Origin of the sequence: Rhodohalobacter sp. 614A (assembly GCF_021462415.1) — a bacterium.
Classification (GTDB): domain Bacteria; phylum Bacteroidota; class Rhodothermia; order Balneolales; family Balneolaceae; genus Rhodohalobacter.
Genome location: NZ_JAKEDS010000001.1, coordinates 659,205 through 672,094, shown reverse-complemented (window position 1 = coordinate 672,094; position 12,890 = coordinate 659,205). Strand labels below are relative to the sequence as shown.

The window sequence follows — 12,890 nt, the reverse complement described above, 5'->3', positions numbered from 1 at the left end:
CCAATGAAATATTTCAATTATTTGGCAGCCGTTACTTTAACAGTTTTGCTGTTTCTCTCTGGTTGCGATACGACCAACTTACATGAATTGAATGAAAACCCGACCGTTGCAGAAGATATAGACCCTGGCTTTATACTGGCCTACACACAACTGCAAGTATCGGGTGAGCGATATGAAAACTGGCGTACCCAGTTGATTTATCAGTCCACCATGATCCAGCATTTAGCCACCACTGCTGGCTATTGGGCTGGTGACAAGTATACATATGATTCTGCATATTCTGCGGCACTTTGGGACAGGGCTTTTACCAACTACATCAAAGAATTGGTGACGTTGGTAGATATTACAGATCCAACGGTTGAAGGACAGGAAGAGTTTGTGAACTATCATGCCATTGCACGCATTTGGAAAGTAGTAGCTTTTCAGCGCGTTACTGATATTTATGGTGATATTCCTTACTTCAATGCAGGTAAAGGATTCAGTGAACGGGATTTCTTCCCGGCCTACGATCCACAATCAGAGATCTATATGGATATGCTGAATGAACTGGAAGAAGCCGCTGGATTATTAACCAGCAGTGCTACCAATCCGGGTAATCAGGATTTGATCTATGGAGGTGATATAGAACAGTGGCGACGATATGCATACTCTATGATGCTGCGTCTCGGTCTGCGAATGGTTAAAGTGGATCCGGCAGCCGCCCAGGAATGGGTTCAAAAAGCTATTGCCGGTGGCGTAATGACCAGTAATGCAGACATCAGCTACGTTCAGCATACGGACGGACCAGAAGGGATTAATAAGAATGGAATTGGCGAAGTATTCCTGTGGAACGGAACAGCTTTCACCAATGACGATTCTTCTCTCTTGAGTAAAACCTTGGTAGATTGGATGACCGAGCATAATGACCCACGTTTAGAGAAGTTGAGCTGGGTTGCTAATGGTGGGCCTGCACAAGGATTGCCAAATGGGTTAGACGTGGCATCCCTCGCGAATTATGATCCTGATTATGTCAAAGACGACTACAGTCGTGTGGAGCCAAGATTTGTGCTGAATGAGTCACCCATGGTATTTCAAACTTATGCAGAGGTTGAATTCATGGTTGCTGAAGCCATAGAACGAGGCTGGGCAACGGGTAGTGCAGCAGAGCATTACAACGCCGGAGTTCGCGCTGCGATGGAGTTGTATTCCATTTATGATCCTGCAGTTGAAGTCGCATCTGCTGATATTGATGCATATCTGGCAGCCAATCCCTATAATTCAGCCAACGGGCTTGAAATGATTGGCGAACAGTACTGGATGGTAACATTCCTGAATTGGTATGAAACCTATGCCAACTGGAGACGAACCGGTTATCCTGAATTGGTACCTGTTGATTATCCGGGAAATCAATCTGACGGCCAGATTCCGCGACGATTAATTTACCCAACCAGTGAAGCAAGTAATAACCCCGAAGGTTACCAGGCTGCCATCAGCCGACAGGGACCAGACAGGTTTACAACACGCATGTGGTGGGATGTTGCACAATAGAATTATGTTCGTGTAATCGATAGTAAGACCCGGCCTTTGTGCCGGGTTTTTTTATTCCTTTCTTCATTCAAATGAGCAAGAATGTTCTACAGCCCATCATTCAATTTCATAAATTGGTTATATCATGTGATGAATAAATTAGTGCTATGTTGTATGCCATTTCTTTTTTTCTAATCCTCCAGGTTTTACAATCAGTCCAGCCACTTTTTGAAGAGCTTCCTCCTAATCAAACAGGAATTGAGTTCGAAAATACATTGGTTGAAGGGCCGGGAAATAATATCCTAGAATCCGAATTTTTTTATAACGGAGGTGGTGTAGCCGTTGGTGATGTAAACAGTGATGGTTTAACGGATATTTACTTTACTGCCAACCAGGGAGAAAATGCACTTTATCTAAATCAGGGCAATTTTCGATTTAGAAATATTACACAAGAAGGGGGTGTAAGTGATACGGGGGGATGGTCCGCAGGGGTAACCATGGGCGATATCAACGGCGACGGATTGCTAGATCTATATGTGTGTAAAGCGGGAAAAATTGAGGAGAGTGCGCGAAGAAATAAATTGTTTATTCACCAGGGATTTAACAGTCAGGGATTCCCGGAATTCCGCGAAATGGCCGCAGAATATGGGTTAAACGATCCCGGGTATTGCACACAGTCTGCTTTGTTTGATTACAACAGGGATGGCCTTCTGGACCTGTTTATCGTCAATTACAATACCAGGGATTTTACCCGGTTTGATATCAAAACTATCAGAAATGAAAGAGATAGATATGCCGGAGATAAACTTTACCGAAATAATGGTGATGGAACGTTTACCAACGTCAGTGAGGAAGCCGGAATTTTTCAGAATCCAATTGGTTTTGGTTTGAGTGCTACAGTTTCAGACCTCAACATGGATGGATGGCCTGATATCTATGTTACCAATGACTACATGGAACGGGATTACATGTATATCAACCAGGGAGATGGAACCTTTGCCGATGAAATTCTGGTACGAACAAATGTCACCTCCTATTTTTCTATGGGTTCCGATATTTCGGATATTGATAACAACGGCACTCCGGATATTTTGACAGCAGATATGCTGCCCGCTGAGTACGAACGAAGAACAATGTTCAAGACGCCCGATTACTCCATTTATGAACGCCTTGCGGCAAATGGTTATCATCGCAAGAACATGCGTAATGCACTTCAGATTAATAATGGTGAGGGGTTATTTACAGAAGTTGCCCAGCTTGCAGGCATTTCTGCAACTGACTGGAGCTGGGCAACCCTTATGGCCGATTTTGATAATGACGGAAAAAAAGATGTGTTCATCACAAATGGTTTTCCACGGTTTTATACGGACCTTGATTACCTGAATAACATACTCTGGAAGCAATTTCCGGATGTTGATCTGCCGGATGATCCCGAATTGAAATATAATCTCACAAGGCAAATGAAGTCTGTTGAGATGCACAATTTTGCATTTAGAAATGCTGGAGATTATTCATTTGAAGATGTGAGCAGTAAATGGGGTATCAACAAATATTCAGTATCCGGAGGGGCGGCTTATGCTGATTTGGATAATGATGGCGATCTCGATCTGGTCGTGAATAATTGGAATGATTCACCGTCAGTATTCCGAAACCGTGCCCGCGAAACAGGGAATGCAAATTACCTTAAAGTGATTCTCGAAGGCAGTGGCTCAAACAGGTATGGGATTGGTTCCAAAGTGAAAGTAACCGGCCCGGATGGCGAGATTTTTTATCGTGAAGTTTTCCAGACAAGAGGGTTTCAGTCTTCCGTGGATCCAATCCTTCATTTTGGATTAGGTACACTTCAAAATGTTGATATTGAAATCATTTGGCCCGATCAAACCCGGCAGGTTATTCAAAGTGTTAATGCAAATCAGACACTCGTACTTCGTAAAAACGGAGCTCAGAATTTAAATGACGAGCCGAAACCGGAACCTCTATTTGTGCAACTCAATCCGGAAGCACTTGGTATTGTTGAAGGTCATCAGGGAAATGTATTTCGCGACAAGATTTTCAGTCCGTTAATGCCTTACACCCTTTCTAACCTGGGGCCTGCTACGGCTGTCGGTGATATTAATGGAGACGGATTACAGGATCTTTTTATTGGCGGTGGACAAGAACAGGCGGCCAGAGTTTATCTTCAACAAACCGATGGCACGTTTCTTCTTACCACTCAGCGTCACTTACAATTTCATGCCGGTTATGAAGATGTAGACGCTCTTTTCTTTGATGCTGATGGCAATGGTACAACGGATCTCTATGTAGTCTCTGGTGGAAATTTCGATCAAATGAATAGCCACGAATACCAGGATCGTCTTTATCTTAATGATGGTTTTGGAACCTTTCGGTACGCTCAAAATTCCTTGCCAAAAATGAACGCCAGTGGAGGGGCTGTAACGGTTCTGGATATTGAAGGCGACGGAGACGCCGATCTTTTTGTGGGCGGCAGAACGTTGACAGGACAATATCCAATGCCGCCACGAAGCTATCTGTTGCGAAACGATAGCGGCGTATTTACCGAAGTGACGGAAGATGTTGCGCCGGGATTAGTAAGGCCGGGATTAGTAACAGATGTTGTTTGGTTTGATACAAATGGCGATGGCAATAACGAATTGGTTATAGCTGGTGAATGGATGCCTGTTCGGGTTTTCGAAAACAGAAGCGGTTCATTCCGGGAAATCACAAAGAGTGCAGGCTTGGAACATACTGCCGGATGGTGGAATGTTTTGGAAGTTGCAGACGTCAACAGTGATGGGCTTCCGGATCTTTTGGCTGGCAATATTGGATTAAACCACTTTTTAAAAGCTTCTCAAGAAAACCCGGCGATTGTTTACTACGGAGATTTCAATGGTAATGGATTGCGAGATCCGCTTATTACTTATGTGTTGAATGGAAAACGCGTCCCGTTTCCGGGGCGCGATCTTTTTTTGAGACAGGTTTCCGGATATGAAGATAAATTCCCGGATTATGAATCCTGGGCTAAAGCAACAGTTGAAGATATTCTGAGCAGAAATCAGATAGAAGATGCTTACAAATACGAAGCTCATACATTTGCCTCCACCCTTTTTATGAATATGGGTAACGGGCGCTTTGAATCGAAAAGCTTACCGGCAGAGGTGCAAATGGCACCTGTTTATGATTTTTTTGTAGGAGACTTTTTTGGGGAGGAAAAGTCCGACATTCTCGCAGTTGGAAATAACTATGGAACAAGGCCTGAATTAGGTCCCTTGGCAAGCCACGGAGTATTTCTTAGAATGAATGCCAAAGATGAATACGAGATAATCCCATCCTCTGAAAGTGGTTTTTATGCGGCCGGTGACGTTAGAAGTATGGCTTTTATCCCAAGCCAGATGGGCCCTCTTTTTATCCTTGGGAGAAATGAAGAGCCTGTTTTGGTGTACTTTTATCAGGGGTTTAAAAAAGACTAACAGTATTAGGATGAAATATTTAATAATATTGCGGTGGAATATATTTAAAAAATCTAATTTGGCAGGATTGGGACTAAGTAGTAATATCAGTCTGCTCTAATTTATTAAGGCTATGAAGAAAGGAATTTTTATACTTACAGCTATCATTATTGTAATCGGGGTTTTGATCCTGCTTCCTGAATTATCTCAGGCGCAAGCACCACCCCCGCCGCCGGGAAAACCATCACAAACACCTATTGATGGTGGTTTGGGTGTTTTGGCAGTAGCCGGTGGAGCTTATGCTATCAAAAGGCTAAGAGATAAGAAAAAGTAATTGTAAAATTGTTAAGCTTAAGCCTTCCATTTTTTTAATGGAAGGCTTTTTTTTGCTCGCTATTCAAAATGTTCGAATAAACTGCTCGAACTGAGACGTGTAATGGCCGCTAAAAAGGTTTACGTGCACCAATAATGGATACATGTTGTAAACAGGTACTCGTTCAGAAAAATTTTTCGGCAGGGGATTTACAGACTCGTATCCATCATAAAACGAATTCGAAAAACCGCCGAACATTTTACTAAATGCCAGATCCATTTCAGGATGCCCATAGTAAACGGCCGGATCGATCAAAACAGCATTTCCATTTTCATCAAACAGATAATTTCCTCCCCACAAATCGCCATGCACTAAACAGGGTTTAGCAGGTGGCAACAGATCATCTAGTCTATGGATTAAACGTTTCCAGTTAGCAAGTATGCCTTGGGATAGCTTTCCGGAATCAATAGCCATTTTTAATTGCGGGTTGATACGTTTTTCAACAAAAAAAGTATTCCAATCGTCGTACGGCTTATTTTGCTGAGGGAGACTGCCGATGTAATTGTCATACGTCAGTCCAAACTTTTCAGATCGTGTGGAATGAAGAGTTGCCAGTTTCTCGCCAAAGTGAAAAGAGTCTGAAGAGTTTCCAGCTCCTTCGTGAATAAATTCCAGCAAGAGAAATCCGGGAGTTTCCGCTACCGGTTTTTGCCAGGCGATTACGGAAGGAATTCGAGGGCCGGAATCAGCTGATTTGAGTAGTTCCAGCCCTTTTGCTTCCGCTTCAAAAAAATTATCCGGGGCAGATTGGTTCCATTTCAAAAAAAATGTCCCCTGATTTGTTTCCAGTTTATGAGCCTGGTTGATACTCCCGCCGGAGACGGAGTTTTCCAAGGTAATATCGATATTAAATTGATCTTCTAAAGCCTCTCGAATTGATTTGGGTATCATTTTTTGATTTATTTCTCAATCCATTCTTCAAGCTCATCAAGAAGAGATTCGCTGCTTCGTTTAATCACATCAAAAACCCGCTGAAATCCGTCCATACCGCCATAATAGGGGTCGGGTACGGCTTTGTCTTCAGGATTGGGATCATATTCACGCAAGAGTTTTACTCTCTCCGAAGAAGGGATCTTTCCATTTAGCTGTTGGATGTTTCTAAGATTTTCATGATCCATAGCCAGAACCAGGTCAAAGTCGTCAAGGTCCGCTCGTTCAAATCTGCGGGCTTTGGAATGCAGTTGAACGCCTTTTTGATTGGCCACCCACTGGCTTTTACTATTAGCGGGTTCACCGATGTGATAGGCTGAAGTACCGGCTGAATCCACAAAAAAATATGATTGCAGTCCCCGTTCATTTACCAAATGTTGAAAAACACCTTCGGCTGTAGGGCTTCTGCAGATATTGCCAAGGCATACAAAACAGATTTTATAAGGATTTTCTTTGGTTATTTTTCGATTCATTTTCAGAGATTTAAACTTCTATAATTCCTGTAAAAATACGATGGTTAAACTCACTTAAAAACCATCTGGAATAAATTCACTCCTATAAGGATTTTTCAAAAATCAGAGTTCAGTATCATCAAAATTTAATCTGATTTTCTTTGGGATTGATTCTATCTTCAATGCCTTCGAACGTAAGAGTAAAAAATCTATAAATAGCAAAGTATTTTGATTGTGTAGCTTTTCGTATATTGAGGGCTTACATCAAATTTTTTGAAGATGAGCGAAATCGTTCAGTATGGGTAAAAAATTCAGAGAAATTAAACAACTTGCCTACCCAAAGGCAGAAGTTGAAATTTTAAATTGGTGGGAAGAACATCAAATTTTCAAAAAAAGCCTTGATTCCCGGGATGACGGGATTCCGTTCACTTTTTTTGAGGGTCCCCCAACGGCCAATGGAAAACCGGGCATCCATCATGTTTTGGCCCGGACAGTCAAAGACTTGTTTTGCCGTTACAAGACACTAAAGGGTTTTCGGGTTGAGAGAAAAGGCGGCTGGGATACGCACGGCCTGCCGGTGGAAATTGAAGTAGAAAAAGAACTCGGCCTGGAAGGGCGTTCCCAGGTGGAAGAATATGGCCTTGCCAAATACAACGCCATGTGCCGGGAAAGCGTATTGAAGTATAAAGACCTCTGGGACGAACTAACGGCGCGAATTGGCTACTGGGTGGATTTGGATGATCCGTATATCACGTTCGAAAATGACTATATAGAATCCGTTTGGTGGGCATTTAAACAGCTCTACGATAAAGGACTTGTCTATAAGGGATACAAAATTCAATGGTATTCTCCGGGAAGCGGAACCGTGCTTTCATCACACGAGGTGAGTCTTGGGTATGAAGAAACACAGGATCCATCCATATATGTGAAGTTTCCGTTGGAAGCCGATCAAAATGTATTTTTCCTGGCCTGGACAACAACGCCCTGGACAATTATCTCCAATATGGCTCTGGCTATAAATCCGAAACTGGAATATGTAAAAATCAAGGTTTCTGATGATGGTGATACAGAATATTATATCCTGGCGAAAGATTGCCTGGATGATGCCATCAAACATGATTATGAAATTGTAGAATCATACCAGGGTAAAGATCTTATCGGATGGGTATACAATCCTATTTTTGATTACGCCCTCAATGAGATTGATAAAAAAGAGGCGTGGCGTGTCTTGGAGGCCGATTATGTGACCACCGATGAAGGTACCGGCGTTGTTCATACAGCCCCGGCATTTGGCGCGGATGACTATGATACCTGCCAGAAAGCCGGAATTCCTCTTTACAACCCGATTTCTGAAGATGGGCGTTTTACAGACCAGGTTCCGGAATTCAAGGGGCAGTGGTTTAAAGATGCCGATAAAGAGATTGCCCGTGCCATCAAAGACAAAAACAGGATGTATTGGCACGAAACCTATCTCCACAACTATCCATTTGACTGGCGAAAGGGAACTCCTCTGATGTCGTACCCGGTTGAATCGTGGTTTATTCGCACAACGGCCGTCAAAGATAAGATGGTAGACTTCAATAAGAAGATAAACTGGAAGCCGGAAAGCACCGGTACGGGCCGATTTGGAACATGGCTGGAGAACAATGTGGATTGGGCGGTTTCACGCCAGCGTTATTGGGGAACTCCAATTCCTATTTGGGTCAGCGACAAAAACCCCGACTACATAGAGTGTATTGGTAGTGTAGAAGAACTTCGCAAAAAAGCAGGAATTGAGGAAGGCGAAGAGTTGGATTTGCACCGCCCTTATATCGATGAATTTACATGGGAAGGTCCCGACGGTGGAACAATGAGACGCATTCCGGACTTGTTGGATGTTTGGTTTGATTCCGGCTCCATGCCGTGGTCGCAATGGCACTATCCGTTTGAGGACAAAAAGAAATTCAAAGAAAACTTCCCGGCAGACTTTATTGCTGAAGGCGTTGACCAGACGCGTGGTTGGTTTTATACACTGCACGCTCTTGGAACAATGCTTTTTGATAAGCCGGCGTATCTGAATGTTGTATCTAACGGTCTGGTTCTGGACGCCAACGGCGAAAAAATGAGCAAGACCAAAGGCAACAGTGTGGATCCCACCGAAGTCATCCAGAAGTTCGGCGCCGATACGGTTCGCTGGTATATGATGAGTAATTCATCGCCGTGGGAAAATCTGAAATTCAGCGAAGAAGGACTCAAAGAGGTTCAAAGAAAGTTTTTCAATACCATCATCAATACATACTCTTTCTTTGCCCTGTATGCCAACATTGATGGATTTTCCTATTCAGGAGCCTCTTTGCCAAGCTCTGAGCGAACCGAGATGGATCGCTGGATTATTTCCAGGTTGAACTCCACAATCAAACAAGTGGATGAATATTTTGATGAGTACGAACCGACCAAAGCGGCAAGAGAAATTGAGGATTTTGTTGAGGAACTCAGCAACTGGTATATTCGCAGAAACCGCAGACGGTTCTGGAAAGAAGGGAAAAGCCTCGATAAAACAGCAGCGTATCAAACATTGTTTGAATGTCTGCTGAGCTTGGCGAAAATCATGTCGCCCATTGCACCGTTTATGGGCGAATGGCTTTTCCAACGGCTGAATGAGGTAGCTGAGAAAGATGAGGAATCGGTGCATATTTCATTTTACCCGGCTGTAGAAGAAACGGCGATCGACAAGCAGCTCGAGCATAGAATGGAAATTGCCAGAACCATCAGTTCGGTGGTGCTCCGGGTTCGAAATCAAATAGATGTGAATGTACGCCAGCCTCTTTCAAGGATTATTTTGCCGATTGATGAAGACGAGAAATCTGTCGTAGAATCGGTTAAAGATATTATATTGGATGAAGTTAACGTTAAAGCAATTGAATACGTTAAAGACGAGTCAGGAATCGTTAGTAAATCCGCTAAACCGAACTTTCCGGTACTTGGAAAGCGCCTCGGCAGCAAAATGAAACCCGTTGCCGAAAAAATTAAACATCTTGGTAACGAAGAAATCACTAAGTTTGAAGAAAGCGGTGTGATTCAATTGAGTCTGGACGGCGGGGAGACTGTTCGAATATCATCTGATGAACTTGAGATACAGCGAACCGGCTTGGAAGGCTGGTCTGTAGAGACCGAAAAAGGAATTACCGTTGCTGTCGATACAGAGTTAACTCCGGCGTTAATTCAGGAGGGTTTAACGCGCGAATTTGTAAACCGTATACAAAACATGCGTAAAGAAGCCGACTTCGAAGTGACCGACCGGATTGTAGTAGGTTTTTCCGGTTCTGTTGAACTGACGGATGCGGTAAAGAAAAATGTAGACGGTATTAAAACCGAGATTTTAGCCGAAGAAATTAATACAAATTTACTGGAAGTATCGGATTTCATAAAAACCTGGGAAATTGAAGGAAATGAAACCGAAATATCGATACGCCGAACTATTAACAATTAATAATTAGCGTTATGGCAGCTGCAAAAGAATCCAAAAACGATGAAAGAGTTTCTCCATACAATGATGAAGAGCTGGAATATTTCCGGGAAATCATCATCAAAAAAAGAGACGAAGCCGAACAGGAGTTGACTACACTCCAGAATTTGCTTCGCGAAAGTATGGAAAATGCTTCGGATGAATCGGCATACTCCTTTCATATGGCAGATGCCGGTACCGACGCACAGGAGAGAGAAAAAACATATATGCTGTTTAACCGGACAAAGAAATTTATTCGGTATCTCGATGAAGCTCTCAAACGCATCGAAAACAAAACTTACGGCGTGTGTAAGGTGACAGGTAAAAAAATTGCCAAGGGACGCCTGGAGGCTGTACCTCATACTCAATTAAGCATTGAAGCAAAACTGAAACGGCGTTAATTGAGTGAGATTTGTCTCAGAAAAGAAAAAAAATTGTTACCCTTTTTGTGCCGATTGTTGTGGTACTCATTCTCGACCAGATTTCGAAGTATTGGGTGCGCACAACTCCCGAACTTCATCGGTTTGAACTAATAGAGGGATGGCTGCAATTTAACTTTACCAAAAATCCCGGAATGGCCTTGGGTATGGACTGGCTTTCTACCCCGGTTATCAGTTCTATTGCCATTGTTGCCACGATTGGTATTCTAACATACGTGCTTTTCAATCTCAAACAATCCACCTTTCCGTACCTGATGTGCATGGGATTGATTTTAGGAGGTGCACTTGGAAATATTACCGATCGAATTTTTATGGGAATTGTTGGAGGATACGGCGGTGTGCTGGATGGGCACGTAGTTGATTTTATTCATTTTGACCTGATGATCGGCGAGACACCGGTATTTCCATACATTTTTAATGTGGCTGACGTGGCCATAAGCACGTCTATCATTATCCTCATTCTCTTTCACAAGAAAATTATGCCTGTAGAAGAGAGTGTTAAAACGCCTGAAGAGGTTGAGACCGGACAGCTTTATTTCAGTTCAGAGGAAGAATTTGTAGAAACGGATTATCCAAATTCGGAGAGTGATTCCCCGGAAAAAAAGGATGATTCCCCCTCACTCTAACATCAGTTTTTTCAGAAAGCCTTCTCTTGTGTGTGGTTTGTCGAGCTTTTCTTCCGAATGATCGGGATTGTGGTGTAGTGGGATCGATACTTCTTCAATCATTTCCAATCCAAAGCTTTTTAAACCAACGCGTTTTACGGGATTGTTGGTAAGCAGGCGCAATTTTCGTACGCCAAGTGAGTGCAAAATCTGTGCGCCAACTCCATAATCCCTGTAATCCATGCGAATGCCTAGCTTTTTCTGAATCTCATTTTTATTCAGCCCCTCTTCCTGTAGTTTCAGCGCTTTGAGTTGCTCGATGATTCCGTAGTCGCGGTTCATCTGGTCCATGTACAAAACAACGCCTTTTCCCGCATTGTTCACCATTTTCATAGCCTGGTGTAGTAACTCGGTCTTGTCGCTTCGTTTACTTCCAAAAATATCCGCAAGTGGCGTGGATGAGTGAACGCGAACCAAAACCGGTTCGGATGGCTCCCAGGTTCCTTTCACAAAAGCAAGATGATGATCATCATTTCCAGTAGTTTCGGAAAAAACGTGCAGATTAAAATCACCATAAATAGTTGGCATTTCTACAACCACATCTTCCTTAACCAGGGATTCATGCTTCATCCGGTAGGCAATCAAATCCTTGATGGTGATGATCTTCATGTCGAATTCTTCCGCCATCTTCATAAGATCAGGAAGGCGTGCCATCTCCCCGTCGTCTTTCATGATCTCACAGATAATGCCTGCGGGTTGTAAGCCGGCCAATCGGGCTAAATCTGTTGCAGCCTCAGTATGGCCTGCGCGACGAAGTACACCGCCATCAGCCGCTACAAGTGGAAAGATATGTCCCGGCTTTCGGAAGTCGTCTGGGTTGGCCTCGGGATTGATAAGCTCTTTGATTGTATTGGCGCGATCGGGAGCAGAAATTCCGGTGGTGGTTTTCCGTTTGTGATCCACCGAAATGGTAAATGCAGCTTCATCGGGATCGGCCCCTTCGGTAACCATAAAGTCCAGGTTCAGTTCTCTGGCTTTATTTTTTGTGATGGGTACGCAGATTAATCCCCGGCCATATTTGGCCATAATGTTGATGGCTTCCGGGGTTGCCTTATCCGCAGCCATGAGAAAATCGCCTTCGTTTTCGCGATCTTCATCATCTACTACGATTATCATTTTTCCTTCCCGAATATCATCAATGGCTTCGGGAATAGTATGGAATGAAAATTCTGACATAAAAATCAGTTTATTCGATGAATAACTCCAATCGGGCCTGTAAATAATTGGTTTACAGGGAAATAAAAACCGGCTAACGAACGGTGATAAGAGTCAATTATTTGTTCTTGCCGGGATTTACATCGGTGATTGAACTCTTCTGGAAACGGGCTTTTACTCCGCTGTCAATCTCCAAAAGAACAGTATCTTCATCAATGGAATTCACGACGCCGATGAGTCCGCCACCGGTAACAACTTTATCGCCTTTTTTCAGGTCACTTACTTTCTGCTGAATTTCTTTTTGGCGTTTGGTTTGTGGCCGGATGATAAAGAAGTAGAACACAAAGAAAATGGCACCGAGAAAAAGCAAATTAATCATGGCTCCGCCACCGTCTCCGCCGGGAGGTGCCATCATGAAAAATATCTGGGAAAAAGTCAT

10 protein-coding genes are annotated in these 12,890 nt (G+C 43.2%); 6 read left to right on the top strand and 4 right to left on the bottom strand.

Annotated elements, in window-relative coordinates:
• The first annotated feature begins 3 nt into the window (after nucleotides 1-3).
• The 3 genes from L0B18_RS02615 (at nucleotide 4) to L0B18_RS02605 (ending at nucleotide 5,286) form a co-directional block, all read left to right on the top strand.
• The gene (locus L0B18_RS02615) at nucleotides 4-1,527 is read left to right on the top strand and encodes a SusD/RagB family nutrient-binding outer membrane lipoprotein (RefSeq protein WP_234567604.1); all 1,524 of its coding nucleotides are present in this window, start codon (nucleotides 4-6) and stop codon (nucleotides 1,525-1,527) included.
• Between the two features lie 146 nt (nucleotides 1,528-1,673).
• Nucleotides 1,674-4,973, top strand: coding sequence for a VCBS repeat-containing protein (locus L0B18_RS02610; protein WP_234567603.1), 3,300 nt, complete (start codon nucleotides 1,674-1,676; stop codon nucleotides 4,971-4,973).
• Between the two features lie 112 nt (nucleotides 4,974-5,085).
• On the top strand, nucleotides 5,086-5,286 hold the full coding sequence (locus tag L0B18_RS02605) for a PID-CTERM protein-sorting domain-containing protein (protein ID WP_234567601.1): 201 nt from the start codon (nucleotides 5,086-5,088) through the stop codon (nucleotides 5,284-5,286).
• A gap of 63 nt (nucleotides 5,287-5,349) precedes the next feature.
• Here the strand turns inward: L0B18_RS02605 and L0B18_RS02600 are convergent, their stop codons facing one another.
• Complete coding sequence (locus tag L0B18_RS02600) at nucleotides 5,350-6,216, bottom strand: fructosamine kinase family protein (RefSeq protein WP_234567599.1); 867 nt, start codon at nucleotides 6,214-6,216, stop codon at nucleotides 5,350-5,352.
• Nucleotides 6,217-6,224: 8 nt separating this feature from the next.
• Nucleotides 6,225-6,728, bottom strand: coding sequence for a low molecular weight protein-tyrosine-phosphatase (locus L0B18_RS02595; RefSeq protein ID WP_234567598.1), 504 nt, complete (start codon nucleotides 6,726-6,728; stop codon nucleotides 6,225-6,227).
• 277 nt (nucleotides 6,729-7,005) lie between these two features.
• Between L0B18_RS02595 and ileS the strand changes: the two genes are divergently transcribed.
• From ileS to L0B18_RS02580, 3 genes are read left to right on the top strand one after another with little or no spacing between them, the layout of a single operon-like run.
• Nucleotides 7,006-10,176 (top strand): isoleucine--tRNA ligase, encoded by a 3,171-nt coding sequence (ileS, locus tag L0B18_RS02590; RefSeq protein ID WP_234567597.1) that lies wholly within the window; start codon nucleotides 7,006-7,008, stop codon nucleotides 10,174-10,176.
• Between the two features lie 11 nt (nucleotides 10,177-10,187).
• Nucleotides 10,188-10,592: a TraR/DksA family transcriptional regulator gene (locus L0B18_RS02585; RefSeq protein WP_234567596.1), complete on the top strand. Its 405-nt coding sequence runs from the start codon at nucleotides 10,188-10,190 to the stop codon at nucleotides 10,590-10,592.
• Between the two features lie 11 nt (nucleotides 10,593-10,603).
• Nucleotides 10,604-11,257: a signal peptidase II gene (locus tag L0B18_RS02580; protein WP_234567595.1), complete on the top strand. Its 654-nt coding sequence runs from the start codon at nucleotides 10,604-10,606 to the stop codon at nucleotides 11,255-11,257.
• On the opposite strand, the gene ribB is transcribed toward L0B18_RS02580, so the two are convergent.
• Nucleotides 11,249-12,472, bottom strand: coding sequence for a 3,4-dihydroxy-2-butanone-4-phosphate synthase (gene ribB, locus L0B18_RS02575; RefSeq protein ID WP_234567594.1), 1,224 nt, complete (start codon nucleotides 12,470-12,472; stop codon nucleotides 11,249-11,251). The genes L0B18_RS02580 and ribB overlap by 9 nt on opposite strands.
• 97 nt (nucleotides 12,473-12,569) lie before the next feature.
• Nucleotides 12,570-12,866: a preprotein translocase subunit YajC gene (yajC, locus tag L0B18_RS02570; protein WP_234567593.1), complete on the bottom strand. Its 297-nt coding sequence runs from the start codon at nucleotides 12,864-12,866 to the stop codon at nucleotides 12,570-12,572.
• Nucleotides 12,867-12,890 lie beyond the last annotated feature (24 nt).